At 34.2% G+C, this 26,395-nt stretch carries 25 protein-coding genes and 3 pseudogenes; 11 read left to right on the top strand and 17 right to left on the bottom strand.

Annotation, left to right across the window (positions count from 1 at the left end; translation table 11 throughout):
• Positions 1 to 238: 238 nt before the first annotated feature.
• Positions 239 to 832, bottom strand: a complete 594-nt coding sequence (locus JF53_RS08270; RefSeq protein WP_047982404.1) for a class I SAM-dependent methyltransferase — start codon at positions 830 to 832, stop codon at positions 239 to 241.
• A 243-nt stretch (positions 833 to 1,075) separates the two neighbouring features.
• Positions 1,076 to 2,109, bottom strand: a pseudogene (locus JF53_RS08265) (flavin-containing monooxygenase).
• 142 nt (positions 2,110 to 2,251) lie between these two features.
• Between JF53_RS08265 and JF53_RS08260 the strand changes: the two are divergent.
• The 4 genes from JF53_RS08260 to JF53_RS08245 all read left to right on the top strand — a co-directional run bounded on the left by JF53_RS08260 (position 2,252) and on the right by JF53_RS08245 (position 6,253).
• Positions 2,252 to 2,635: an ArsR/SmtB family transcription factor gene (locus JF53_RS08260; protein ID WP_047982405.1), complete on the top strand. Its 384-nt coding sequence runs from the start codon at positions 2,252 to 2,254 to the stop codon at positions 2,633 to 2,635.
• Positions 2,628 to 5,018 (top strand): heavy metal translocating P-type ATPase, encoded by a 2,391-nt coding sequence (locus JF53_RS08255; RefSeq protein WP_047982406.1) that lies wholly within the window; start codon positions 2,628 to 2,630, stop codon positions 5,016 to 5,018. Before JF53_RS08260 ends, JF53_RS08255 begins: the two co-directional genes overlap by 8 nt.
• 88 nt (positions 5,019 to 5,106) lie before the next feature.
• Positions 5,107 to 5,721, top strand: coding sequence for a CadD family cadmium resistance transporter (locus JF53_RS08250; protein ID WP_047982407.1), 615 nt, complete (start codon positions 5,107 to 5,109; stop codon positions 5,719 to 5,721).
• Between the two features lie 106 nt (positions 5,722 to 5,827).
• Entirely contained in the window at positions 5,828 to 6,253 is a 426-nt protein-coding gene (locus JF53_RS08245; protein ID WP_047982408.1) for a disulfide oxidoreductase, read from the top strand.
• Positions 6,254 to 6,442: 189 nt separating this feature from the next.
• Here the strand turns inward: JF53_RS08245 and JF53_RS08240 are convergent, their stop codons facing one another.
• The 9 genes and pseudogenes from JF53_RS08240 to JF53_RS08200 form a co-directional block, all read right to left on the bottom strand.
• Entirely contained in the window at positions 6,443 to 6,769 is a 327-nt protein-coding gene (locus JF53_RS08240) for a YnfA family protein (RefSeq protein ID WP_047982564.1), read from the bottom strand.
• An 84-nt stretch (positions 6,770 to 6,853) separates the two neighbouring features.
• Entirely contained in the window at positions 6,854 to 8,494 is a 1,641-nt protein-coding gene (gene merA / locus JF53_RS08235) for a mercury(II) reductase (RefSeq protein WP_047982409.1), read from the bottom strand.
• A 16-nt stretch (positions 8,495 to 8,510) separates the two neighbouring features.
• A complete protein-coding gene (gene merR / locus JF53_RS08230; protein WP_047982410.1) occupies positions 8,511 to 8,909 on the bottom strand; it encodes an Hg(II)-responsive transcriptional regulator in 399 nt (132 codons plus the stop codon).
• A 148-nt stretch (positions 8,910 to 9,057) separates the two neighbouring features.
• Positions 9,058 to 9,926: pseudogene (gene lgt / locus JF53_RS08225) on the bottom strand (prolipoprotein diacylglyceryl transferase).
• Positions 9,927 to 10,086: 160 nt separating this feature from the next.
• On the bottom strand, positions 10,087 to 10,296 hold the full coding sequence (gene copZ / locus JF53_RS08220; RefSeq protein WP_047982411.1) for a copper chaperone CopZ: 210 nt from the start codon (positions 10,294 to 10,296) through the stop codon (positions 10,087 to 10,089).
• 27 nt (positions 10,297 to 10,323) lie between these two features.
• On the bottom strand, positions 10,324 to 12,708 hold the full coding sequence (locus JF53_RS08215; protein ID WP_047982412.1) for a heavy metal translocating P-type ATPase: 2,385 nt from the start codon (positions 12,706 to 12,708) through the stop codon (positions 10,324 to 10,326).
• A 13-nt stretch (positions 12,709 to 12,721) separates the two neighbouring features.
• On the bottom strand, positions 12,722 to 13,024 hold the full coding sequence (locus JF53_RS08210; protein ID WP_047982413.1) for a metal-sensing transcriptional repressor: 303 nt from the start codon (positions 13,022 to 13,024) through the stop codon (positions 12,722 to 12,724).
• A gap of 144 nt (positions 13,025 to 13,168) precedes the next feature.
• Positions 13,169 to 14,227: a C39 family peptidase gene (locus JF53_RS08205; RefSeq protein ID WP_047982414.1), complete on the bottom strand. Its 1,059-nt coding sequence runs from the start codon at positions 14,225 to 14,227 to the stop codon at positions 13,169 to 13,171.
• 296 nt (positions 14,228 to 14,523) lie between these two features.
• Positions 14,524 to 15,156, bottom strand: coding sequence for a nitrite/sulfite reductase domain-containing protein (locus JF53_RS08200; protein WP_047982415.1), 633 nt, complete (start codon positions 15,154 to 15,156; stop codon positions 14,524 to 14,526).
• Between the two features lie 391 nt (positions 15,157 to 15,547).
• Between JF53_RS08200 and JF53_RS08195 the strand changes: the two genes are divergently transcribed.
• The 3 genes from JF53_RS08195 (at position 15,548) to JF53_RS08185 (ending at position 17,358) form a co-directional block, all read left to right on the top strand.
• A complete protein-coding gene (locus JF53_RS08195) occupies positions 15,548 to 16,123 on the top strand; it encodes a spore coat protein (RefSeq protein WP_053072013.1) in 576 nt (191 codons plus the stop codon).
• A 117-nt stretch (positions 16,124 to 16,240) separates the two neighbouring features.
• Entirely contained in the window at positions 16,241 to 16,942 is a 702-nt protein-coding gene (locus JF53_RS08190) for a hypothetical protein (RefSeq protein WP_047982416.1), read from the top strand.
• Positions 16,943 to 17,013: 71 nt separating this feature from the next.
• The gene (locus JF53_RS08185) at positions 17,014 to 17,358 is read left to right on the top strand and encodes a four-helix bundle copper-binding protein (RefSeq protein ID WP_047982417.1); all 345 of its coding nucleotides are present in this window, start codon (positions 17,014 to 17,016) and stop codon (positions 17,356 to 17,358) included.
• A gap of 100 nt (positions 17,359 to 17,458) precedes the next feature.
• On the opposite strand, the gene JF53_RS08180 is transcribed toward JF53_RS08185, so the two are convergent.
• From JF53_RS08180 to JF53_RS17230, 4 genes and pseudogenes are all read right to left on the bottom strand, one after another.
• Positions 17,459 to 17,719: a YncE family protein gene (locus JF53_RS08180; RefSeq protein ID WP_236686926.1), complete on the bottom strand. Its 261-nt coding sequence runs from the start codon at positions 17,717 to 17,719 to the stop codon at positions 17,459 to 17,461.
• A 230-nt stretch (positions 17,720 to 17,949) separates the two neighbouring features.
• Positions 17,950 to 18,252 (bottom strand): hypothetical protein, encoded by a 303-nt coding sequence (locus JF53_RS17235; protein WP_053072015.1) that lies wholly within the window; start codon positions 18,250 to 18,252, stop codon positions 17,950 to 17,952.
• 1,050 nt (positions 18,253 to 19,302) lie between these two features.
• Positions 19,303 to 19,386, bottom strand: a pseudogene (locus JF53_RS18055) (YjcZ family sporulation protein); the annotation flags it as partial.
• A gap of 102 nt (positions 19,387 to 19,488) precedes the next feature.
• Positions 19,489 to 19,593, bottom strand: a complete 105-nt coding sequence (locus JF53_RS17230; RefSeq protein ID WP_083443579.1) for a YjcZ family sporulation protein — start codon at positions 19,591 to 19,593, stop codon at positions 19,489 to 19,491.
• A 367-nt stretch (positions 19,594 to 19,960) separates the two neighbouring features.
• Here JF53_RS17230 and JF53_RS08160 point away from each other — a divergent pair, with 367 nt between their 5' ends.
• Positions 19,961 to 20,314 (top strand): AbrB/MazE/SpoVT family DNA-binding domain-containing protein, encoded by a 354-nt coding sequence (locus tag JF53_RS08160; protein ID WP_047982421.1) that lies wholly within the window; start codon positions 19,961 to 19,963, stop codon positions 20,312 to 20,314.
• 147 nt (positions 20,315 to 20,461) lie between these two features.
• On the opposite strand, the gene JF53_RS08155 is transcribed toward JF53_RS08160, so the two are convergent.
• A complete protein-coding gene (locus JF53_RS08155) occupies positions 20,462 to 21,166 on the bottom strand; it encodes a cytochrome c biogenesis CcdA family protein (protein ID WP_047982422.1) in 705 nt (234 codons plus the stop codon).
• A 405-nt stretch (positions 21,167 to 21,571) separates the two neighbouring features.
• Between JF53_RS08155 and JF53_RS08150 the strand changes: the two genes are divergently transcribed.
• Complete coding sequence (locus JF53_RS08150) at positions 21,572 to 22,465, top strand: cupredoxin domain-containing protein (RefSeq protein ID WP_053072017.1); 894 nt, start codon at positions 21,572 to 21,574, stop codon at positions 22,463 to 22,465.
• A 197-nt stretch (positions 22,466 to 22,662) separates the two neighbouring features.
• The gene (locus JF53_RS08145; RefSeq protein WP_047982423.1) at positions 22,663 to 23,046 is read left to right on the top strand and encodes a cupredoxin domain-containing protein; all 384 of its coding nucleotides are present in this window, start codon (positions 22,663 to 22,665) and stop codon (positions 23,044 to 23,046) included.
• An 86-nt stretch (positions 23,047 to 23,132) separates the two neighbouring features.
• On the opposite strand, the gene JF53_RS08140 is transcribed toward JF53_RS08145, so the two are convergent.
• Entirely contained in the window at positions 23,133 to 24,578 is a 1,446-nt protein-coding gene (locus tag JF53_RS08140; protein WP_047982424.1) for an MATE family efflux transporter, read from the bottom strand.
• A 274-nt stretch (positions 24,579 to 24,852) separates the two neighbouring features.
• Here JF53_RS08140 and JF53_RS08135 point away from each other — a divergent pair, with 274 nt between their 5' ends.
• Entirely contained in the window at positions 24,853 to 26,325 is a 1,473-nt protein-coding gene (locus JF53_RS08135; protein ID WP_047982425.1) for a UDP-N-acetylmuramoyl-L-alanyl-D-glutamate--2,6-diaminopimelate ligase, read from the top strand.
• Positions 26,326 to 26,395: the final 70 nt, after the last annotated feature.

Genomic DNA, 26,395 nt, shown 5'->3' with positions numbered 1-26,395 from the left:
TTTTTGATACAAAAGTGGTCAAACATATAACCCTGAAATACTTATTGCATAATACGTTTGATTTAGCCAGCAAAACACGATAATTTAGAAACATTTATATTGTTCCCAATTCTCTGCCCACTCCGTAGACTTATTTAACTATGCCCTATTTTACTTATGAAGAATTTTTACGTTCTTTCAAACTAGTACCCTTTTTATTAATCAAAATATTATTCTTTCAATGAAGCAATTTTGAATATTAATTTTTTAAACAAAGAAAGGACCCAACTCCTTTTGAAAAAATCCTTGTTTGTTCTAAAATAGTGAATCCTGTTTCCTCAAGATGATAGGAAAACTCTTCCCAAGTAAAATACGCCTCCTGTGGATGATCAAATCTAATATAAGTTGCAAAGAACCGGGAGGCGTCCTTATTCAAATCTTCAATTAAAAGTACCCCTCCAGGTTTTAATGTTCTATAAACTTCTTTTATAGCATCCTTCCATCCCGGAATATGGTGCAAAATCCCAAAAACAAAAGCAGCATCAAACTTATCGGTATCTAATTGTGTATCTAACACGTCCCTAACAAAAAAATTCAATTCCGGATATTTTTGTTTTGCCTTTGCAATCTGCGATGGCATTAAATCAAACCCTATAAGATTAGCTGGTGAGAACTGATGGATTAACTTGGTGCTGTATCCCGAACCACAACCAGCATCTAGTACAATTTTTCCTTCCAAAGAGAGATTATGCTTATCTAAAAAACCTTTAAAAGTTTTAAATTCAACATGTTTTTGTAACCAACGTCTCATCGGATTGTTCATCAAATAAAACTCAAACTTATTTAATTCCATAAAACATTTTCCTCCTCATTGAATTACTTAAAAGTTTATACGAATTATAAAACAAACTTGGTCTTATGTGATTTCTTAATTGTCAGTAATTCTTGATATGAAGAATATGATTTAACAATTATCATTAATGAAAACTTCTTTCAGCTAGGTACTTGTACGTCTGTTTTCCAATCCCAATATTTAAGAAATTTACCCAGCACACTTAATTAGATACCATATTCTTGGTATTTTCCCTAAGTAGACCTACTTCTTTAGTTGTTCCATAAGATAATTCGCATCATTTCCCACACCCTGTAAAAGGGCCGATCCTCGTCTATATTGCCATGGAAGTCCCAAAAAGTATAAACCCGGTACATTAGTTACTCCTCTATTATGAATTGGTTTCCCATTTTCACCAAGTATCCCTGTAACATCCAACCAACTATAGTCTGACGTAAAGCCGGTAGCCCATATTACGTTATGTACATTATGTAAAGAGTCATCATTGAAAGTAACTATATTTCCATTACAATTTAAAGTTCTTCCTTTAATAATTACCTTTCCTTCTTGAATCGCTTTCTTTAATTCAAACCCAAATATTGGGTCTCCTCTCTTTTGAATCTTCCTTCCTATGTATGACGTTGATGAAGCCTTTAATATGCCTAATTTATCAAAACACCAGAAAATAATACGATTGCCCATCGATAACGGCATAAAACTAAACCTACAGCTAGTTGATAAATAAACTTCCCTTTCTCGAGCAATTTCTTCTGTAATCTGTGCGCCACTATTTCCACCACCGACGACTAATACTTTACCCTCTATTAATTGGGATGGATTTCGGTAATCAGATGAATGCAACTGTAAAACATCTTTCGATAGATCATTTGCAAATGCTGGAATTCTAGGTTTTTGAAATGGTCCTGTTGCTATTAAGACATTCTTAGCTTGATACTCTGTTCGATCCGATGTTATATGAAATAAGTTCCCTTTTTTCTTAACCATTGTTACCTCGGTATCATATTGAATCGGTAAGTTAAATGTTTCTACGTATGCTTTTAGATAATTTTCTATTTCATTTTTTGTAGATATTCATGTGCATTACCTTTAAGCTCTAATCCCGGTAATGAACTATATAATCTTGGTGTAAATAAAACAAGCGAATCATACCGATTTCCCCACATCTCCCCTACCTCACTATTCTTCTCTAAGATTAAGAAAGAATGGTCATGTTGTTTTAAGTAATAACCCATTGCTAGTCCTGCTTGACCTGCCCCGATTACTATAGTTTCATACAATTTTTATCACTTCCAAATACATAATATATAGGGTAATTTTAACACATTAAAATAATCATTTGAATATAATAATTGACAAATATTATTAATGGGAATAAACTTTAAACAAATAATCAAACAATCATTAGAATGAGGTGATCAAATGAGTCAAAAAAAGGTTTCAAATACTTCCAAAGATACATGCGAGACGTTTTGTTTTGATCAAGAAAAAGTAAATAGAATTCAACCACAAATTGAACAAGTTAACGGAGTTGAAATGACCTTCAAAGCCTTAGCTGATGCAACCCGGGTAAAAATAGCTTATGCACTAACATTAGAGGATGAATTGTGTGTATGTGATGTCGCTAACATTATAGGTTCAACTACAGCCACTGCATCTCACCATTTACGATTGTTGCGTAGTATGGGATTGGCTAAATATCGTAAAGAAGGAAAATTAGTTTTTTATTCACTAGAAGATGACCATGTAAGGAAGCTAGTAGAAGTAGCCCTGACGCTTCAAAAGGAGAGTGTTACCGTTGAGTGATGCAATAAAAACATTAGAGGATAAAAGTGTATATCGCGTTGAAGGTTTTTCATGTGCGAATTGTGCAGGTAAGTTCGAAAAAAATGTTAAGAATCTTCCTGGAGTCCAAGATGCGAAAGTTAACTTTGGAGCATCTAAAATTTCTGTTTATGGGGAAACATCAATTGAAGAGTTAGAAAAAGCAGGTGCTTTTGAAAACCTTAAAGTATCCCCTGAAAAACCTATAAGAGAGATCAAACAAGAGATTACAGCGTATAAGAACACATTCCTTGTTGAAGGATTTTCATGTGCAAACTGTGCAGGAAAGTTTGAAAATAATGTCAAGCAACTTCCAGGAGTTCAGGATGCAAAAGTTAATTTTGGAGCATCCAAAATTGCAGTTTATGGTAAAACTACTATTGAAGAATTAGAAAAAGCAGGTGCTTTTGAAAATCTTAAGGTAGCCCGTGAAAGAACAAGTAGAGAAGCAATAAACGAAGTCAAAAAAGAAAAAAACGAACCATTCTATAAAAGGCATAGCACACTACTATTTGCTTCCTTATTAATTGTTTTTGGATATGTATCTCAGATTATTAATGGAGAAGAAAACCTCATCACCTCTTTATTATTTGCGACGTCCATTGTTATTGGTGGGTACTCCCTCTTTAAAGTTGGTTTTCAAAATCTAATTCGTCTTGATTTCGACATGAAAACGCTTATGACAGTTGCCATTATTGGTGCGGCTATTATTGGTGAATGGGCGGAAGGTGCCATAGTTGTTATTCTCTTTGCAATAAGTGAATCCTTAGAAAGGTTCTCAATGGATAGGGCAAGGCAATCCATTCGTTCATTAATGGACATTGCACCAAAAGAGGCGCTTGTTAGACGAAATGGGCAGGAAATGATGATCCATGTTAATGACATAGCTATTGGAGACATTATGATTGTTAAACCGAGTCAGAAGATTGCTATGGATGGCGTAGTTGTTCGTGGTAACTCTGCAGTCAATCAAGCAGCAATTACTGGTGAATCGGTACCAGTTGGAAAAACAGTTGAGGACGAGGTTTTTGCAGGTACACTGAATGAAGAAGGTTTGCTTGAGGTAAAAATAACAAAATTGGCAGAAGATACAACTATATCAAAAATTATCCATCTTGTAGAGGAAGCACAAGGTGAACGTGCTCCAGCTCAAGCTTTTGTCGATAAATTTGCTAAATATTATACACCGATTATTATGCTGATAGCGGCACTAGTAGCTGTTGTACCTCCTTTATTTTTCGATGGAAGTTGGGAAACGTGGGTTTATCAAGGATTGGCTGTTCTAGTAGTAGGTTGCCCTTGTGCGTTAGTTATTTCTACTCCAATTTCTATTGTGTCAGCTATAGGAAATGCTGCTAAAAAAGGTGTTCTCGTAAAAGGCGGTATTTATTTAGAAGAAATTGGTTCACTAAAAGCCATTGCATTTGATAAGACAGGTACTCTAACGAAAGGAGTGCCAGTTGTAACTGATTATAAATTGTTAAACAATATGACTAATCAGCACGAACTATTATCTATTATAACTGCATTGGAATATCATTCCCAACACCCACTTGCTTCTGCGGTTATGAAAAAAGCAGAAGAAGAGAACGTTTCTTATACTAACGTTGTAGTAGATGACTTCACCTCTATAACTGGTAAAGGTATTAAGGGTACAATAAACGGAATAACGTATTATATTGGAAGTCCAAATCTCTTTAAGGAACTGTTAACCGTTGGTTTTAATAAGGAACTAGGGGAAATGATTACAACCCTTCAAAATCAGGGTAAAACTGCAATGATTATTGGAACTGAAAAAGAAATGCTTGCCGTTGTTGCAGTAGCTGATGAAGTCCGTGATTCAAGCAAGGAAGTTATTAAAAAATTGCATCAACTTGGAATCAAAAAAACGATCATGCTTACAGGTGATAACAAAGGCACAGCGAATGCAATCGGTCAGCATGTCGGCGTATCAGACATTCAAGCTGAACTGATGCCTCAGGACAAATTAGACTATATAAAACAATTAAGGTCAGAGTTCGGAAAAGTAGCCATGGTTGGGGATGGTATAAATGATGCCCCTGCCCTAGCTGCCTCTACAGTTGGAATTGCAATGGGTGGGGCTGGTACAGATACAGCACTTGAAACCGCAGATGTAGCATTAATGGCAGATGATTTGAGGAGACTTCCATTTACTGTAATACTTAGTAGGAAAACTCTAAATATCATCAAAGCTAACATTACTTTTGCAATTGCTATTAAATTTATAGCCCTATTATTGGTTATCCCGGGTTGGTTAACGCTTTGGATTGCCATCCTTTCAGATATGGGTGCTACCATTCTAGTAGCATTAAATAGTTTGCGACTTATGAAAGTGAAAGAATAATTGAAAAGGGCTTTTCCTGTTTTTCCGGAAAGCCCTCTTCTATTTCCCTAGAAGTTAATACTGGATTTAATTTAGGAGATGTTGATCAATGGGTACAACGATTATCTCAGCTATTGCCGTATTTGTAGCAACAAGTATAGATTACATAATAATATTAGTAGTATTGTTCTCACAATTAAAAAAGCAAAAAAATGGTGTTAAGAATATTGGGTTAGGACAATATCTGGGACTAACTATTTTAATCGCAATTAGTCTTTTAGCTGCAACTGGACTTGCTTTCTTCCCACAAAAGTGGATTGGTTTATTAGGATTACTACCTATTTATATAGGTTTCAAGGAATTATTCAAATCTGAAGACGAAGAGGATGAAGATGGGAAAGAAATCTTAGAATCAACTACCAAATTCAGTAAATTATTTCTTAGTGTAACAGTAATTTCTTTAGCAGCCGGAGGAGATAACTTAGGTGTATACATTCCTTACTTCACAACCTTAAATACCTTTGAACTAGCTGCTACAATCATTATATTTTACGTATTATCTGCCGTTTTACTATATATTTGTTACCGTTTATCAACCTTTAAGGCAGTATCAGTAACAGTGGAAAAGTACGAAAGAATAATCGTGCCCATAGTTTTTGTTGCTTTGGGTATTATGATTATGTACGAAAATGAGACTTTTAGTATGTTTTTGAATGTGTTTTAATGATAGATAGAATTTGCAGCACTTGTTTATGAATATTATTTGAACAATGCATGATTAACAGAGAATCAAACAAGAAATAGATAACGAATTAGAGGATAATTAGAATATGGGTAAGTTAGATAGTAAACAACTTTTCCTATATCTTGCTTGGTTAGTATCCGTAATTGCAACCCTAGGTAGTCTTTACTTTAGTGAGATAAGAGGTTTTATTCCTTTCGAACTTTGTTGGTATCAACGTATTCTAATGTATCCATTATCGTTACTGCTCGGAATAGCAACATTTCAAAATGAATTGTCTATAAGAAAATATGTTTTACCTATGGCAATCATTGGTTGGTCTATTTCCCTCTATCACTATTTAGAGCAGAAGGTTCCAAGTTTTGCAGCAATTAAGCCGTTTGCAAATAGTTTTCCATGTAGTGCTGAATATATTAATTGGCTTGGGTTTATTACCATACCATTTCTAACATTAGTTGCTTTTACACTAATTATTGTATTCATGCTATCTATCAAAAGATCAGAGAAAAACTAATAATATAAAAGGTGCAATTCCATTTAAAAGTGAATTGCACCTCTTTTCATTTACTTTTCTTCCCTTTTTGTGTCTTAGAAACAAAGTTTGATTAAACACAACTTGCTAATTCGTGTTTTACGATAAATAATACAATCCATTTTGGGCAATCCTTATTCAGCTACAGTACCCGTTTTTTTAGATAGGTATTTAATGGCGTGGTGCAAACAATATAACGGATACACCAATTAGGCAGATACCAGCACCTACCCAATCATACAAATCAGGTGTTTTCTTATCAATTCCCCATCCCCATAAAACAGATAGAACTACAAAAACTCCACCGTATGCAGCATAAACTCTACCGAATGATGGAAAGGTTTGAAATGTAGCAATTACACCATATAGGGCTAATGCTACTCCACCACCTATCCCCCAATAAAATGGTTTCCCTTCTCTTAACCATAACCAAATTAAATAACCTCCACCAATCTCGGCGAGTCCTGCAATTATAAATAATACGATTGCATAAATAATATAGACCACTTCCTTGAAAACAGCTATTACATAACAAATTATAACCTATTCACCATAATTAAACTCTTTTCAAGTAAGGAGCTTTTATCCTGCACAACAAGATAATTTTGACACATCTTTATCAAATGTAAGGGCAGCTAATTTTATTCCTTCTGCCATAGTTAAGTATGGTGCTAGGCTGTCTTTCAAATCCTCAGCAGTCAATCCGAACTTGACTGCTAATGTTGCTGCATAGATCACATCCCCTGCACTTTCAGCCACAATGTGAGCCCCTAATACCTTTAATGTATTTGCATCTATAACCAATTTGAACACACCAGTGGTTTCCTGATTAACAATAGCCCTTGGAACGGCATCCAAAGGTAAGATAGACGTTTTAACATCATATCCCTTTTCCTTTGCTTGTTCTTCTGTTAAACCAACTGTTGCAATCGAAGGATTAGTAAACGTTACACCAGGTACAACTGATAAATCAACTTTTTTGTTTAACCTTCCAATAGCATTATCAGCGACAATTCCACCTTCGTATGCTGCAACATATACAAACTGCGGTCCTAGTGTTATGTCACCTGCGGCATAAATCTTTTCGTTACTTGTCATCGCATAATCATTTATAAGGATTTCTTTTCGTTTTCCGACTTCAACCCCTGCTGCACTTAAATTTAAAGAATCTGTATTTGGTTTTCTTCCTGTTGCAACTAATAACTGATCAGATTCAACAACTTTTTTCTTTCCGTTTACCGTTACATGTACCTTTTTGATTTCTTCAACTTGTTCAACACGCTCAAAAGTTACCCCTTTTTCAAGGTTTATGCCCTGTTCAAGTAACGCTTTTTCCACTACTTCTGAAATCTCTGGGTCATAATCTTTTAAGAGGCGCTCACTTCTTTGTAATATAGTAACTTCAGAGCCTAAATTATGAAAAAGTTGGCCTAATTCCAATCCAATATACCCCGAGCCTATTACAGTTAAGTGTTTGGGCACTTTCTTTAATTCAAGAATTGTCGTACTTGTTAAATAATCAATTTCTTTAAGTCCCGAAATTGACGGTATAGATGGAGCCGCACCAGTTGCAATTAAAAAGCGTTTTGCAGTAAGTATCTCTCCATTTACTTCAACTGTATTTTCATCTATAAACTTTGCCTCCCCCTTTATTAAATCAAATCCATATTCATCAATTAAATCTAAGTATTTCTGTTTGCGTAGTTCATTAACTAACTCATCCTTTTGCTCCACTAAAGTTGCCAATTCTACTTCTCCGGCATTAGTATTTAAACCAGCAAAAGGATTTGTCTTTGCAAACTGATTAATATCCCCAGCTCTTAGAAGGGTTTTGGATGGAATACAGCCAATATTTACACACGTTCCCCCAATAATTCCACGTTCAATCATTCCAACCTTTGCACCGTATTCCACGGCTTTAATTGCGGCAGAAAAAGCAGCGCTACCGGAACCAATAATAAGTAAATCGTAGTCCCTGTCAATATCTAAAACTACCTTTTCCTGTATCAATACTTCTTCGACTTCTCCAGGCAGATAATTAGCTTCCTTAATTGCATTTTTAGCACTATTAACTCCGATATTAAGGGGTAATTCAAATATTACTTCACCTTTACGAAAACTGGCTTCAATGTTTTTAGCACCTATATTTTCAAGTGATGATATAACATGTTTTTCACAACCCGTACAAGTCATTCCCTGAATCTCTAGTTTGAATTTCCTCATTATAATTCTCCTTTCTTTAATCCACAATTAACATTTCAATTATTGGACACTCATGTAATTGCTTTACATCTGGACATCGTTGTTTTAAATCTTTTAACATAGTTTCAACTCTTTTTAGATCCTCTATTAGTTTTTGAATTTCCTCTTCTTTTTTAGAAACAAAATCATACATACCTTGGCAGCGAATATTATCTTGATCTATAACCCCTAGCAATTTATATATTTCACCTAAAGAGAATCCAAGCTCTTGTGTACGCTTAATGAACCTCACCCTTTTAACATCATCACTTGAATATATCCGATAACCAGCACTCGTTCTAGATGGTTCCTGTAATAAGTTCTTTCCCTCATAATATCTAATAGTTTCTTTATTAACACCGCACTTTTCTGCAAATTCGCTAATTTTATAACTCAATTTATTCACCCCATAATAAGAATAAACCGCGTACTAAGGTACACGGTCAAGTATAATATACGATTAATCCGTTTCAACTATTTGAACTGAAAAGAATGTGTTTTCGGACAACAATTGCTTACCTTCCTTTAAAGCCACAATTTATCTGCTACTTTTTTCTTTTTGTATTCTTGTTCTTTCCATTATTTTTCTTCTTCGTTTCTACATCCTCATATCGCTTTGAAATAGTTTTATAGCGATAGATAATAAGAATAATGGAACCCACAATAAGTAATATAGAAATAACTGTGCGGTACGAAGGTTACCAACAATATATAAGCTATCTGTACGCATACCTTCTATGAAGAATCGTCCGACAGAATATGTGGCTAGGTATGTTAAAAATACTGTACCACGAATTGGATTTTTTCGACGTAACCATAGTAATAGTATAAGGACGAGGATATTCCAAATTGATTCATATAGAAATGTTGGAAAATATACAGTTCCATCAATCCACATTTGATCCATTATAAAATCAGGTAGAACGGCATAATGCATCTCAAGTATGCCTTGATCCATTATTGGACCACCATGTGCCTCTTGGTTCATGAAGTTACCCCAGCGACCAATTGCTTGCCCAAGTATCAAACTTGGAGCAGCAACATCGGCTAATTTCCAGAATGGAATCTTTTTCACACGGGCAAATACAACTGCTGTTAATACAGCTCCAATAAGTGCCCCATGGATGGCAATGCCACCTTCCCAAACAGCAAACACTTTCCACCATGGTCCACCTGCGTAACGATCCCATTCAAAGGTTACATAATAAATCCTCGCAAATAAAATCGAAATTGGAATTGCGAAAACTACTAAATCAACAAATATATCCTTTTTAAGTCCTAATCGGTCAGATTCTTTCATGGCAATATAGAGACCTAGGAACGCCCCGATTGCAATAATTACCCCATACCAATAGATTGTAAATGTCCCAACTTGTAGAAAGACACGATCAAGTGTAGATGCATCATAATTCATATACTCACTCCTATTCCTGTCCCTTTTCTTGGACAATCTTATTTGTTAGAAGTTCAGAAAATACCTCTTAACTAGTTAAACTTTAAAATTTTTTATGTATACAATAACTTTATAAAAAAAGCTGATTTCACAAGAGGAAATCAGCTTTAATCTCTTCATGTTAGGCTACAACATCATAGCCTTGATCCTCAATTGCATTCCGCAAGGATTCTAATGTCACTTTAGATTCATCATAAGATACTGTAACATTACCAGTAGTTAAATCTACCTCAACATTAGATACTCCTTCTACTTCATTAAGGGCACCTTCTACAGACATTTTGCAATGCCCGCATGTCATACCTCTTACATCTAACGTCAATGTTTGCATGTTTTTCACCTCCTTTTAAGTTTTTGATTACAACTTAACTCTCTTTAATCGAAGCGAGTTAGAAACTACACTTACTGAACTCAATGCCATTGCAGCTCCAGCAACCCATGGTGCTAGTAAACCTACTGCTGCAACTGGAATTCCTGCCGTATTGTATCCGAAAGCCCAGAAAAGGTTTTGTCGGATATTTTTAATCGTTGCATGGCTGATTTTGATTGCTTTCGGTATGAGCAACAGCTCTCCACCAAGAATCGTAAGGTCAGCAGCTTCAATTGCCACTTCTGTACCAGTTCCAATGGCAATTCCTATATCTGCAGTTACTAATGCTGGTGCATCGTTTACACCATCACCAACCATTGCTACCTTTTTACCATTACTTTGAATTTCTTTGATTTTATCAGCTTTTTCTTCAGGTAACACCCCGGCAATTACTTTGTCGATTCCTACTTGTTTTGCTATTGCTTGAGCCGTTCTTTCGTTATCCCCTGTTAACATGATAACTTCTAAGCCCTGTTCCTTTAGCTGCCTAATTGCTTCAGGTGCAGTCTCCTTGATAGTATCTGCTACCGCAACAATTCCGCGATATTTTCCATCAATAGCAATTAACATCGCTGTTTTTCCTTCGACTTCGTAATTGACCAGTTCTAGTTCAGCACCACCAACATCGACTTGGTGATCTTGCATTAACTTTCGATTCCCAACAAGAACTTGTTTTCCAGCGAGTCTAGCTTCAATACCATGCCCAGGTATTGCATCAAATTCATCCACTTCAACAAAATCAATATCTTTTTCTGTTGCGTGTGCAACAATTGCTCCTGCAAGTGGATGTTCAGAGCCTTTTTCAGCACTAGCTAATAATTGTAATGTTTCATCATCACCAGTAAAATCCGTTACCTCTGGTTTACCTTTAGTGATGGTTCCTGTTTTATCAAGAACAATTGCCTCTAACTGATGCGTTCTCTCTAGATGTTCTCCACCTTTAAAAAGTATTCCGCTCTCTGCGGCTTTACCTGTCCCAACCATAATCGATGTTGGTGTTGCGAGTCCTAACGCACAAGGACATGCAATAACAAGCACAGCAATTGCTGAAACTAAGGCAGGTTCAATTTGGCCGGGTTGGACAAACGCTATCCATACAATAAATGTTAGAATAGCAATCACTACTACAATCGGTACGAAATAGCCAGAAATAATATCAGCCAAACGTTGGATTGGTGCTTTCGATCCTTGTGCTTCTTCCACAACTTTAACAATCGATGCTAGGGCGGTATCTTTCCCTACTTTTGTTGCTTCCATTTCAATAGAACCATTTTTGTTGATTGTAGAGCCGATTAGGCTAGCGTTTACTTCCTTTTCAATTGGAATAGATTCACCAGTAATCATCGATTCATCGACAGATGTTCTTCCCTTTACAACGATACCGTCTACAGGTATCTTCTCTCCCGGTTTTACAACTAATCGATCACCAACGACAACTTCGCTGGCAGGAATCATAATTTCTTCGTCATTTCTAATTACACGAGCTTCTTTTGCCTGTAAATTAAGTAAAGAGGATAATGCATTCGTCGTCTGGCTTTTTGCTCTCATTTCTAAATATTTACCAAATACAATCAGCGTGATTAATACAGCACTTGTTTCAAAATATAAATGTGGCATATATTCTGTATTGCCTATGGTCTTAAATGCTTCATATAGACTATAGAAATAAGCAGCGCTTGTACCTAATGCAACAAGCACATCCATGTTCGCTCCACCATTACGTAGATTCTTATAGGCTCCTACATAAAATTGCCATCCAATAATAAATTGAACGGGTGTTGCTAAAGCAAATTGGAACCATGGATTCATGAATATGTCGGGTAAACCCCAACCGAAGAAATGAACAAACATGGTTAATAATAATGGGAAAGAAAGGATGGCAGAAATAATTAGCTTATTTTTTTGCCGTTTTAACTCCTTTTCCTTATGTGACTGCTTTTCTTTGTTTTCTGCTTTCGGCTTTGCATCATAGCCAATATTTTTGATTTTCTTAATCAAGGCTTCTACATCGACTAATCCAGGATTATATTCAATCGCTGCACTTTCAGTTGTTAAATTTACGGATGCCTTCGAAACGCCTTCTTGTTTGTTCAGAACCTTTTCTATACGAGTAGAACAAGCTGCACAGGTCATTCCAAACACATCTAGATCAACTTTCTCCTTTAAAACTCCATAACCGATATTCTCAATTTTCTTTGTAATATCATTAAGAGAAGTTTTTTCTGAATTGTAATTAACAGATGCCTTTTCTGTAGTTAAATTAACTTGTGCTTCCACGCCATCTATTTTATTTAATGTTTTTTCAATACGATTGGAACAAGCAGCACAAGTCATACCTGTTATTCCAAGTGTTGCATGATTTTTCTCGCTCACAGTAGTTCCCTCCTTACTTGGAAAATTGTTTTAAAACTTCCATTAATTCCTCAATAGTTTCCTTACCTTCACCTTGTCTAACCGCATCACTGACACAATGATTGATATGGCGTTCTGTGACAGCAAACCCCACATTTTTCAAAGCAGATTGAATAGCACTAATTTGTACTAATATATCTACACAATAACGATCTTCCTCCACCATTTTTTGTATCCCGCGAACTTGCCCTTCAATTCGCTTCAAACGATTGATGACAGCTTGCTTTTCAATTTTCGTTCTTGGTGTTGTAGGATGTTCATGTAAGAATTTATCCAAATGAATCACTTCCTTATATTTTATAGTTATACTATACCCCCCTATCGTATAGTTGTCAAATGAAAAGCGTAATATTTTTTATGGTTTTGATCAAAGTTAAATTAATATGTAGGCATTTTGTAGATAAGTGAATTTTAGAGTTTATTAAAGTATTACCATTGCATGGCTACCTGCCTTCCCATAAATTTCAAAAAATTGATCTGAATCATATACTACTTGTCCTCTTAATGGATCCATTGCATAGACAATCTCCTCACTGAATCCAGTTAGAACAACTGTGTGTGAATTAGTAGGCACTTGAAGTATTTCATTGGTTCCTTTTATATACCAAGAAAAATTTTTATTTGGTTCCGATAAGTCTCTTGTCGTCCATACTATTACTGGCGTGCCTTCTTTAAGATACTTCAAAATCTCATTGCGTGTGCTTCCACTAATATCTTTTGAATTGTTTTTTCCATCGTTGCTCTGGATGAATTCATTTGCAGTTCGAACAATCGGAGGTGCATAACTAAAGAATCCACTTTTACTACTCGGGTCACCAGCATATGCATCGTATGGATTTACACCAAACAATTTATTTTTTTTTTGTGAAAAAGGGACTTTAGGTAAATATTTTTCTGCAAGCTCCATTTTAGTTGTCTTATAGCCATAATAATCAAGTACAGAAGCTAAAGCTGTAACTTCACACCCATTAGGTAATTCTGGATACTGCAATATCGTATCTAAAGACAATTGAAGATTAGTAATGATTATTTCTTTATCTTCTGTTCGTTCATAATCTTTAATATAGGTTGGGACATCATTATTTATTGTTACCCGATCATTTTTCTCACTAAATTCCACTACATATTGTTCCTTATTTAATACATAGGGCTCCATTACATTAGTTTGGGTTATTTTATATGTTTTATCAAAATATAGTAAATTGGATATCGCCATACCACTAGAGTCTGTATTTAAGACTTCGACAATATTACCTGTTTCTAAATCTATTATTCTAAATTCAGTGTCTTTAATCGGGAATCCCTTTTTTGCATCCACGCTAAAAATCTTTAATTTACCTTGATCTTTATCAAGTAATTCATAAATTGTATCGTAAAGTTTATTACCATGTGTGCTTATTAAAATAATTAGAGAAGATAGTAAAAAAATGATAGTTGAGTTCCTTAATATCAACTTTTTTACTACTTTTTTTCCATTCATCGTCTCCACCCCTGAAACCATCAATTAATGAAATAAACAAAAATAACATTTTTAAACAACTCTAATTAATAAAGAAATTGATGCATCGCCTGATGATATACAATATGGGTTTGATTACCGCTTACCAATCAATATAACGAATCTTTATCAAGAAAGTTTGCAAAAATAATATTTTGTCTTCAGAAATCCACTAAAAAAGTCGTGCACACTTAGTAAGAATACACGACTTTTCCCGGTTCATTTATATAATTGTATATAGATTACTTTTTCTATTTTCTCCACGTTCATCTATTCTTTTAAACTAAATTAAGTTCTTCCTTAATTTGTTCAATCCCAAATCGATCAACAAATCTATAAAACTTTTCTCTCTTTTTTCCGTTTTCTCGATAGATAACTAGAATTTTATCAGCAAGATCATATAATTCGTCTGGTTCTAGATTCGCCTTAATCAATTTTCCCGATTTTATATCTCTTCCTTTTGAATATCCTCCAATATATAGCTCATACGTATCTTGATCCTTCATTACACCTATATCATTTATCAAGGGTTCTCCACAACCGATTGGACAACCAGTATATGCAGGCTTCAATGTAAAGGGTACTTCCTGACCAGCTATTCGACGATTTAATTCTTTTGCAACAGGCATCCCCTCTGCTTCTTCCCCTTTACAAAAGTTACAAGTGCGTAAACTTTTTACATAGTTTCCTACCTTATAACAGGCTAATCCAACTTCCTCAAATTTTCTTTTTACACTCTCTACCTCTTCTTCAGGAATTTGAACAATCAGCTGTTGTAAAGTAGTCAACTCAATCTCGGAATCTTCCACTAAATACTCACCTAATACAACTAACTGTCTCGGATTAAGTTTTGCTCCAAATCCAATCCCACCATTAACTGCTAACTGTATATACCCTTTTTTTACAAACATTATATGTCAATCCCCTTTTCGATTCCTAATTTATCATAGTATACCCCTGTATAGTATACAGTATTTTATGCATCTTTGTGAAGTTAATTTAATACCTATCACTTAAGTTAAGTGTAGTTAACAGTTTCTTGCAATTACTTAATATTAACTCAATTTTAATAGGCATTAACACATTTCATTAAATTCCATATAGTGAATTTGTTATTACGGAAGGTGATTACATGGAAGGTTTACCAGCTGCTGACATAGGCTTAGTGGCAGAACATTTATCGAATGATAAATAAATTAAAAATATACCGTAAGAGTTTTAAGGGATGAATAGTTCGAATGAGACTGTTAATAATAATAATATTAATCACTAGGTATTAAACCTATAAAGGGAGCGTTTTAAATGTTAAAAACTATAGATGTAGGGCTTATGGCAAATCACCTGTCAGTCCATAGTGCACTTATCAAAAAGTTGGAGCTATATGCTTCTGGTACTAAAAATCAGCAGTTAATAATGTTGTTGGAACAACATGTAGGCTTAATGAAAAATCATGTAATTGTAATGAATAACTTATTAAATCCAGACAACTTGAACCAGGTGTCTTTACCACCAATTCCACACGTTACAAGTCATAACCACAATACTTATTCTTCACTTGGTTTAGAGGATAAAGATATTGCGACAGATGCTCAAATTACAGCAATGGCAATGGCAAACAATAATTTCACTTCAGCACTTAATATGAAAAACCCACAGGTTAAAAAAATACATGTTGAAATGGCTTTACAACAGTCACAGATAGCTGAACAAATTGGTATGTTAGCACAACAGAATGGATGGATGAGCCACCCTAACGCATCTACAACAGAGCAAGTTGAGGCCCAAAATCCATTACAAGCGAATAATAATCATAACCATATGCCAATTTATCAAAACCAAAACGTTAACACTAACCAACCAAACCAGTTACACCATTAATGGTAAAATGATATAATACCCTCCTGATAGTAAATGTCCCTTTTTTTGGGACATTTTTACTTAGATGTCAATCCTAACCTAATTTCTTGTTAGTTCAATAATACGAGGTGAGATAATATGGAACAACATCAACAGCATCATGAAAGCACTATACCAAACCAAAATGTCCTTAATGAAATTAACGTTTCCTTAACATATAGGGATAATATCGTAGAAATTCATTTGGAAAATAATGATGATATCAATAATCCAATTGAATTAGTTGAAAATCATGAAAAATATATGCATCTGATTATAGTTAGTAACGATCTGGAGGAATACTATCATCTACATCCAAAAAAAATAAAAGATAACCATTTTGAAGCAAAAGTTAAATTAAGTGATAGAGGAAGCTATAAGGGTTTTGTAGATATTATTGTTGAAGGAAAAGATTATGTTATAGAACCTATTTCAATAGGTAGCAATCACGCAAATGAATCAATAATGCGATTAGAGCCTGAGTCCGAAAATGAAAAAGAAATAAAAGGATATCAAATTATATTGGAACATGGGCATTTTACCACCAATGAAAAGGTTGAATTAAAATTCAATTTAAAAAATGCAAAACCCGATCCATATTTAGGGGCATTGGGTCACGTTGTCATTCTTGATGAACTAGCGGAAAGGTTTATTCATGTACATCCAGTATCAAATAATAAAACAATTTTTGAAACGCATTTTGATACAGCAGGAAAGTATAAACTCTGGGCTGAATTTAAAATTGGACAAGAAATTATTACCTTTCCATATGTTTTTGAAGTGATGGAAACCTTACACTAGCCTTGGGTATAAATTTAAATTCTCAGAGAATGCTAAAGGTGTCAAATTTTATTAAAAAGGAGTGTTTATAGATGGGAGTACTAACCAATTCACCAACTAACATGGATCATTGTATTGAGGAATGTTTAAAGTGTGCACGTGCCTGTGAGGAATGTCATACAGCATGTTTACAAGAACCAGACATTCAAGCAAGAATTACATGTATTCAGCATCTAAATGACTGTGCTGAAATTTGTTTACAGGCTGCGGCTCTAATGGCTCGAAACAGTCATATGGCTAAAAGCTTTTGTGAACTTTGTGCTTCAATGTGTGAAGGCTGTGCTACGGAATGTGATAAATTCCAAGATGCACATTGCAAGGAATGTGCGGATATATGCCGTGCGTGTGCAAATGCATGTAGACAAATGGCTTCATAAAGTCACACGAAGGAGAAAAACGTTGTCTAAGTGAAAGACAGTCTGTCGAAACCTTCTCGACAGTCTGTCTATAGAATTAATTATAGTTTTCCCAATTTTATTATCCTGTTATACTAATTCCATTAGGTACACTTGGCACTTTGATAGTTTTAAGTACTCTTTCTTGTTCCACATCAATTACACTCACAGTATCTTCAAACATGTTGGTTACATACACATATTTATTATCCGGGCTTGAAACGATGCCATGAGAACCACTTCCGGTTTTAATGGTTGTTGTTCCTTTCTCAGTGGAAAGGTCAAGCATAGGAAAAACACTCAGTAGTTTGATCTGAGTATTTCTTTTCATTGTCTTATTCAATTATTGCACCAGTTTCATTAAGTACACTAATACACAGAATCAATTTAATATAAGTTTATAGCTGCTGTATTCTCTCCCTTTAGCATCAAATTTAGTCCCTATCTCTTTAAAGACTAAGCCCTCAAACATTTTTCTTGAAGTAATATTATAAGAATAAATCTTATTAACATTCATTTGCTCCCATTTTAGTTCATTAGCTCTTTCGATTAAAAGTTGTATAACTTGTTTTCCTATACCTCTCCCTCTAAATCGTCTAAATCACCTATTACAATTGGAATCATATCCTTGGATAACGTGACATCACCAATTGAAATCCATTTATCATCAATATTTACTTCAATAATATAAACTTCACCAATTTTTGTTAGTAAATTATACATTCTTTCGATTATTGTTATATTGTAAGGAGAAGTCCCTTCACCCTCTGAATAGTATAAGACTTCTTCATCTTGGTACCATAGAAGGGCAATATGTAAATCCCTATTCAGCTGTATTGGTCTTGACTGTAAATCATTAGCTTTTATTTTCTTCATATTCTTTACCTAGATTTTTTCATCACTTCTTCCACTATCTTGCCCCTATAGCTTTAAGTACATTTATTCACATTCATATTATTTTAACATAAAAATCCAATGGCTTTTATATTGTATTGAAAATTAGTACAGAAAATGGAGGGCGTTTTAGTAACCAAAATATGCAGTTGACAAGAGTTTATGTTAACTTGCTAAACCAAGTGATTACTAAGGTGTATATTCGCTATCATTCCGTGTAAAAATATTATTAAATAAATAAATAAATTAAGCAATCCAATTTTTATGTTAATTGGACTGCTTAAATGATCAATATTTTATACTCCAAAACAGAACCTGTTAGTGTTAAAACCTCTACGATTTTCTATGCGATATAGAAGTTAATAGCATGTGATTTACCCGTTATTTACCTTGTGAAATTACTTTTTCTACTTTTCAATCGAACTACTTACCTAAATACGTCCACTTTTTCTATTCCGTTTAGGTTGCCCCATAGTTCTAAATTATCAAAAATAAAATATCACAATCACACAGAATATGATTTACATTCTTGTGCGCAATTTAAACATATTTGCCCACATTGTTGTGATTCGTGATCAGGAAATTGTAAACATGTATTCCCACATACCTCACAGACATAAGCACAATATTGAGCAAGTGATTTAGATAGTTGTGAATTTCTAGCCAAATATTTAGCCATTAATGTACAAATATCCGCACAATCACGTAATAATTGTATTTGTTTTTCCCTGGAGTGGGACCTATCTACCTTATTAACTAACATACTAACCATGCCTTCACAAGTTTCCTCACAATGTTGTATTGTTTTCAATAAATGATGGGGAGTTATATTAGTGTAAGAATAGTGGTGATGGGATACATCGTGGGTATAATGCATAAATTTTTCCTCCTTTAGATTTCTCGGTTATTTTCCATGTCATTGTATGTAGGGATATTTGTCCTAGGGATTAGGCGTTTTCCTTAATTTAGAACAAAAATAGGCTATCAGTAAGCCTGAAAGCCTATTGTATCGTTCCAATATTTAAGCCGAATCTATAACCAAGCAGCACCTACTATGATTAGAAGGATAAACAACACAACGATAAGTGCAAAGCCACCGCCTGCACCGTATCCTCCGCCAAATCCGGAACCATAACCATAGCCTAGGCCACCACCAAAACCATAACCACCATAAGGTCTTACACCAAAGCCCATAAAAATACTCCTTTCATATAATTATTAATAACCAACATAGGCAGCTCCAACAATGATTAATAATATAAACAAAACAACTAGTAAGGCAAAACCTCCACCATAACCTACTCCTGCAACAGCTTCACTCATGACAACACCCCCTTACCTTTTACACATTTACTATATGATAGATACTAGGTCCTCGTATGGTTCAATACCTAGTAATAGTAATATTGGGCAGATATGGACATTTCTACAATGAATTTTTTAGTAGATAGTAAATTACATAGTGGGTTTGAACATATCTCCACCATCTAAGTGTCTAGTTAATGAACGTTTTAATTCCTTTCATATAAATAATAATAATAATATTAGTTCTTTCGTATCGTTCTAATGTATATAAGTTTATTTTGGATAGTAGTAGTTATATTTTCAAATGCATTTTCTATATTTTCTGCATACATTTTTGATACTTTATAGCTATAATTTAACAAATAAATTTTGAGGGTGTTTATTTATGTTTAACATAGTTATTTTTCAAGATATACAAATTCAACTTATTGATACAGGATTGTATTGTATCCTTAATAAACATCAAAGTATCACAATTCCAAAAACTGTAAGAAAAGCACTAGCATTACTTGCTGGAGATGAAGTAACAGTCAGTATGACAAGCACTTCAAGAGGATTGATTATTCAGAAGTTAACCAATGAAACATTAGAAAACATAATGATTATTACTAGAAAAGGGGCTATCCGGATTCCAGTAGAATTAAAAAAGAATCTGTGTTTAGAAAAGGGGGACATGTTTCAAGTATATAAATCTATTGATAACCAGTTTGTGGTACTAGAATGTAAATCACAATCATAAATCAGTATAGAATAATAGCTCAATATATTTATTAAGCAAGAAAAACCACTCAATTTAAACAGTGGTTTTTCTCTATTTTCCTATGTTTCTACTCATATTTGCAGTCAAATTAGCTGCATCGTCATTTTCCAACATTAACTATAATAACTAGAATCCATAAAATCCAAACCAACCTGCTAAAAAGGAAGTCAGTTTAGTTAGCCAATCGAAGAATAGCGCAACTCCCATGAGAATCATAATATATCCGCCAACTTTTATAATTTTGACACTATGTTTTTTAATCCATTTTATTCGTCCTACAAAGAAGGATAGTACAAAGAATGGAATTGAAAATCCTAATACATAAGCTATCATCATCACCATGCCAACATCTGGATTGGTAGCAGCCAGCGACAATACAATGGCTAATATTGGTCCTGTACAAGGTGTCCACCCTAATGAGAATGCCATCCCAATTAAAAATGATCCAAAAAATCCACCTGGACGGTTTTTAAACGATATTCTCCTATCCTTCATAAGAAACTTAAAATTAAGAACTCCTACAATAACTAATCCAAAGAAAATAATTAATATAGCACCAATTTGTCTAATGATATCTTGATATATTAATAAGAATTCAGAGATAAAGGATGTCGTAAATCCTATCATGATAAAAATGCTGGAAAAACCAATTAAAAAGAAAATGGTATGTAAAATCGCTCGTTTATTCATTTTTTTATTCTCTTCTTTTACTTCACTAACGCTCATTCCAGTAATATATGATATAAAAGCAGGATAAAGCGGTAAGCAACATGGTGAAATAAAAGATAGAAAGCCCGCACCAAAAGCAAGAAAAATATTAATTTCGTCCAATTCAATCCCCCCTCTGATTGTCATAATAGAATCTCTAGAAACTCCTTTTGACAATTATATAGTTCAAATTATATAAAACTACATTTCACTTTTATCATGTAAATTTACAATTAAGCAATTCCAATCATAAATTTAAACATTACTTCCAAATATAGACTCAAATAATGCAGAAATTGTGCAGGTTTACTAAACCTCACAAAATTGCCACAATTAGCCACTAATTAATCAATGTTATCATTTTGAAAATAGTTAGGATCATTTATCTGCGTCCTCTTATGAATACTCTAATTCAAATGATGACTCCTCCTCCCTGCCTTTTCTCATAAAAAGAATATTTTTAGTATGGACAGACATATAATTAATTAACTTCAAAATTGGACAAGTAAAGAGAGGGGTTTGAACAAAATGGGAACAACTTTGTATTTGATATTTTTAATCACTTTTCTATTATCAACTATTATTATTGGAAAAACATTTTACAATAGAAGAAAAGTACCCTGTATGACTGGTATGATGATTGCAATGACACTAGGAATGAGTGTTGGATTACTTCTCGGTATTATCTTTGGAATACTATTATTAGAAAACTTTTTTATAGCTACCTTATTAGGAATGGCTGCAGGGATGACTGTCGGATTTTTAGCGGGAATCCCCGTCAGTGTCATGGCCGTTCTAGATGGTCTGTTATCAGGTTTGATGGGTGGAATGATGGGTGCTATGCTAGGAGCGATGATTGCAATGGAATATCATGAAGCCATTGTTAAAATTATGTTTTTTTTATTCCTCGCAACCATGCTGATTCTAGTTTATATGATGCAAAAAGAGAATATCGGAAAAGAATTATCTCTTTTATACAATCCGTTAATACCTGTGTTCCTATTTGGCTTTTTATTTTTTGTTTTCAATCAAACTGGCCCCGTCTTTATAGAAACAGGTTCAGCAGAGCATAATCACTCTGAACATAAAGATAGCAAAAATAGCTTGATAATCAAAGCAAACGAATATGATTTTCTACCTAATAATGTTAACGTCAAGGCCGGTGAAACGATAACTTTATCCATAATGAATACTGGTAAGATAGAACATGATCTTGAAATTATCGGTTTTACTCCATCGAATGTGCAGCAAAACTCTAACCATCATCATGAGAATACCGCAAATACTATTCATCTCCATGCTGCCCCTGGAGAAGAACAATCCATTTCTTTTACTCCTACTGAACCTGGGGTATATAAGTTTGTTTGCACAATACCTGGTCATAAAGAGTCGGGAATGATAGGAACAATGGAGGTTTCGTGAGAATTACAGAATATAATAATAAAAACAGATTTTTTGTTGAATCAATGCTCTTTTCAATTCTCAAGTAATACTTTCATACCCAATAGCTAATTTATAATTTGTTCACAAAGAAGTCCTTCTTTCTGCACAGAAAGTAGACAATTGTATTCTAGAGTTATCATTAGTAAGAATATCAAAATTGTTAAGGAGGAATTTCTATGAATAAAGGATTATTGGCATTGATTACAATAGGGCTAGTTTTGGTATTAGCAGCATGTGGGCAAACTAATAGTAGTGACACGGATAACAGTAATTCTTCACATACTGGGGAAGCTACCTCGAACAATGTGGTTGAGATCAAAGCAACCAATTGGGAGTTTGACCAAGCTGAATACAGCGTAAATGCTGGTGAGGAAGTCTCTATCTCCCTAACAAATAATGAGGGTATGCATGGGATTGCAATTGATGAATTTGATGTAAATATTGAGGGTGATGGTAAAGCATCATTTACACCTGATCAACCTGGGGAATACATAATCTATTGTAGCATTCCGTGTGGCGAAGGTCATAGTGAAATGAAATCAACATTAATAGTTAAATAATCAAGTAATAAAGAGTTGTTCATGGTGGACAACTCTTTATTTACCTTTCTTTTCATGTCTAACATGCTTAAATATATTTTTTCGACCTAGTAGTTGTTAACACACGAAGACATATTCTCTTTTGTTGTTTGAGGATGACAATGAGACTCTGGATCTTCTCTTTGATCAGTCTTTTCAACAATCCATCTGTTGCGTTTAAATTGTATGATAAGCACTAAGGCTCTTAGTCCAGTATCTAAGCCAATAGCTATCCAAACCCCTAACAACCCCCATCCAAGTTTAATGCCTAACACATATACAAATAGTGTACGCACTGCCCACATTCCAACTCCAGTTAAATACATTGGAAATTTCGTATTATTTGCGCCTTGAAAGGCACCAGTTAATGTCAGTACAACTGCTAGAAAAGGTTGAAAAACTCCCGAAACTTTTAAGGCGGTCCCTATGTCTTCTTTAACCTGTGGATCCTGTGAGAAGAATCCACCAGCCCATTCTCCAAAGAAAAACAGCAATGCACCAAAAATAGTCATAAATCCTACGGCTAAAAAAGCGGATAGTTTAGCGTATTTTGTAGCTTCTTGTTGATTTCCTGCACCCAATTGCTGCCCTACCAAAATAGTCACTGCAGTAGCAAAACCATACCCAATCATATAGGAAAAAACTTCTATATTTCCTGCTATTTGATGAGCCGCAAATACATTGGTTCCTAGTGCCACCACAAAGCTAAAGTATACAACTTGCCCAGCTCTCATAATTAACCTTTCCCCAGCTGCTGGACTACCAAGAACCATTAATTCTTTCATATGTGTTTTGTCTAACTTCCAGTATTCCTTTTTAAATTTTATTAATTCTGACCGTTGAATATATAGTAGTAATCCTATAGCACCAATTACACGAGCTATCACGGTAGCAATTGCAGCCCCTACAATCCCCATACCAGGAATAACCCAGAATCCAAAGATAAAAATATAATCTAGTACAGCATTAATGATATTTACGATAATACTTATTTTCATTGGAGATTTCGTATCCCCTGCCCCACGCAAGATTGCGCTTGCTACAAACATAAGAGACATAAAAATCGAGGGTATGGCTACTATTTTAAAGTACATAGTACCTGCCGCTAACACATTGGCCTCAATGCCCATTAATTGCAAAAGTTCCTCCGCAAAAAGTAGCGTAATAATACCGGTTATAACACCAAATACTGAGGCTAAAATAAGGGATTGTTGTGCTATATGTCTTGCCTTTTCTACTTTATTTGCACCTAAGAAGTTAGCAATATATACATTTGCTGCTACACCTATGGCCATAAATAGTGCGAAGTAAATAGCTAATACCGCATTCGTAACACCAACAGCGGAAACCTCTACTAATCCGAGCTTTGACACAAAATATGTATCAACAAATCCTAAAATCGTCTGGAAAAGGTTCTCTATTATAGCCGGAAATGCTAACAATAAGATTACTTTAATCTTTTTCATATCTGTATCAGCTAATTTAATTTTATCATCTTCACTGTGAGTGGTCATAATTGGTCCCGGTCACCATCCTTTCTTGGTATTTTCATTTATTATTTTCAGCATATAGTTTATTTCTATACTGCATACTACCCTATATCTGTACATCATGAAGATTAGGTGAAGTTATATTATTTCTATTTTGCTAATAGAACACATTTCATTTACAAATATTGTTAAAAACATTAAGTGATTATTACAGTTATAAATCTGCACAATAACTCCATATTTTAAATTTAAAATTAAGTAGTTAATCTTATTTCTATCTAAGGAGTCTATTTTATATATGAAAATCGAACAATTATTGGATGGAATTGAAATTCTAAATAATATAAAGCAAGAAACGGAAGAACTAATTATTGATGGTATTGCTTACAGTTCATCTGACATAAATATCAATTATGTTTTTGTAGCCATTAAGGGGCATAACGCCGATGGTCATGATTACATAAAAGATGCTATTAATAATGGTGCATGTCTTGTAGTAGGTGAAAAAGAAATTGATGATTTACCCATACCATATGTACAGGTTGACGATAGTAGAAAAACATTGGGGATCCTATCGAGAAACTTTTATCGCGATCCCTCGAAAAATAAAATTATGATTGGAATTACTGGGACGAACGGAAAAACAACAACCAGTCACCTTTTAAAACACATTTTAGAAAGTAACGGTAAAACTTGTTCTTTAATTGGCACCATACAAAACATAATCAATGGTGAGATAAAAAACAGTACAAACACCACACCAAGCTCATTAGATTTACACAAACTTATAGCTGAGAGCAAGGATGAGGTGATTATTATTGAAATCTCTTCCCATGGCTTAACCCAACATCGGGTTGAAGGTTTAGCTTTTGATTTATGCTTGTTTACAAATCTAGAACATGAACACTTGGACTACCACAAAACGATGGAAGAATACTTTAGAACCAAAATGTTATTGTTTGACTATCTAAAAGAAGATGGACAAGCAATTATTAACATAGATAATTATTGGGGTGACGAATTAGCAAAGATATTAGATGGCCAAGGAAAAATTGTTTACTCAATTGGACAAAAACCTAAGTGTAAGTTTAATATAATAAATTTCAACTCAAAGAACTCTATCGTAACGATTATGGATAATAAAATCGAAAGTGATATTTTTTCTCCTATGGAAGGAATTCATAATATGTACAATAGTGTTATGGCATATGGAACTTCAAGGATAATGGGATTAGAGAGTGAATCCATTCTTGAAACAATTATTAATTTTAAGGGTGTCAGAGGGAGATTTGAAATTTATAAACTGTCCAATGGAGCAACAGCTGTTGTCGACTATGCTCATACTGCTGATGCAATTTTTCATTGTTTAAGAACCGCAAACCTGAAAGGTGCAAAAAGAATAACACATGTATTTGGCTTTCGTGGTGGTAGGGATTTGAGTAAAAGGCAAGGAATGTTATCTGTTACCTCCGAACTAAGTACCCGATATATTTTGACATTAGATGATTTAAATTCTGTTTCCAAGAATGAGATGATAAGAACTCTCAGTTATTTAAACCATTCATATGGAAATGAAAAAGGTATGATTATCGGAGATCGAACAATGGCTATAAAATGGGCTATTGAACATAGTCAAAAAGGTGACTGGATTGTTATTACTGGTAAGGGTCATGAGCAGTACAAGCAAAGTTTTAAATTACCTACTTATTTTGATACTGATACAGTTTTATACGTTAACGATCTATTTATAAGAAAAGCCCTTATTGAATAATCATCCTTTTAAGATTTATAGTTTAATAAAATGTTAATTTCACATTAGTGAAGGATTTTAATTTAGCATT

Origin of the sequence: Ornithinibacillus contaminans, assembly GCF_001038425.2 — a bacterium.
GTDB classification, from domain to species: domain Bacteria; phylum Bacillota; class Bacilli; order Bacillales; family Amphibacillaceae; genus Ornithinibacillus; species Ornithinibacillus contaminans.
Note: the sequence above shows the minus strand (reverse complement) of the source record. Positions and strands in the feature narration are given on the sequence as shown.

Coding starts and splice junctions, on each gene's coding strand:
- JF53_RS08270 (WP_047982404.1), bottom strand. CDS start 832: ATGGAATTAAATAAGTTTGAGTTTTATTTGATGAACAATCCGATGAGA.
- JF53_RS08145 (WP_047982423.1), top strand. CDS start 22,663: ATGAATAAAGGATTATTGGCATTGATTACAATAGGGCTAGTTTTGGTA.
- JF53_RS08250 (WP_047982407.1), top strand. CDS start 5,107: ATGGGTACAACGATTATCTCAGCTATTGCCGTATTTGTAGCAACAAGT.
- JF53_RS08140 (WP_047982424.1), bottom strand. CDS start 24,578: ATGACCACTCACAGTGAAGATGATAAAATTAAATTAGCTGATACAGAT.
- JF53_RS08135 (WP_047982425.1), top strand. CDS start 24,853: ATGAAAATCGAACAATTATTGGATGGAATTGAAATTCTAAATAATATA.
- JF53_RS17235 (WP_053072015.1), bottom strand. CDS start 18,252: ATGAAGAAAATAAAAGCTAATGATTTACAGTCAAGACCAATACAGCTG.
- JF53_RS08185 (WP_047982417.1), top strand. CDS start 17,014: ATGGGAGTACTAACCAATTCACCAACTAACATGGATCATTGTATTGAG.
- JF53_RS08190 (WP_047982416.1), top strand. CDS start 16,241: ATGGAACAACATCAACAGCATCATGAAAGCACTATACCAAACCAAAAT.
- merA (WP_047982409.1), bottom strand. CDS start 8,494: ATGAGGAAATTCAAACTAGAGATTCAGGGAATGACTTGTACGGGTTGT.
- JF53_RS08245 (WP_047982408.1), top strand. CDS start 5,828: ATGGGTAAGTTAGATAGTAAACAACTTTTCCTATATCTTGCTTGGTTA.
- JF53_RS08195 (WP_053072013.1), top strand. CDS start 15,548: ATGTTAAAAACTATAGATGTAGGGCTTATGGCAAATCACCTGTCAGTC.
- JF53_RS08200 (WP_047982415.1), bottom strand. CDS start 15,156: ATGTTTGTAAAAAAAGGGTATATACAGTTAGCAGTTAATGGTGGGATT.
- JF53_RS08150 (WP_053072017.1), top strand. CDS start 21,572: ATGGGAACAACTTTGTATTTGATATTTTTAATCACTTTTCTATTATCA.
- JF53_RS08160 (WP_047982421.1), top strand. CDS start 19,961: ATGTTTAACATAGTTATTTTTCAAGATATACAAATTCAACTTATTGAT.
- JF53_RS17230 (WP_083443579.1), bottom strand. CDS start 19,593: ATGAGTGAAGCTGTTGCAGGAGTAGGTTATGGTGGAGGTTTTGCCTTA.
- JF53_RS08260 (WP_047982405.1), top strand. CDS start 2,252: ATGAGTCAAAAAAAGGTTTCAAATACTTCCAAAGATACATGCGAGACG.
- copZ (WP_047982411.1), bottom strand. CDS start 10,296: ATGCAAACATTGACGTTAGATGTAAGAGGTATGACATGCGGGCATTGC.
- JF53_RS08205 (WP_047982414.1), bottom strand. CDS start 14,227: ATGAATGGAAAAAAAGTAGTAAAAAAGTTGATATTAAGGAACTCAACT.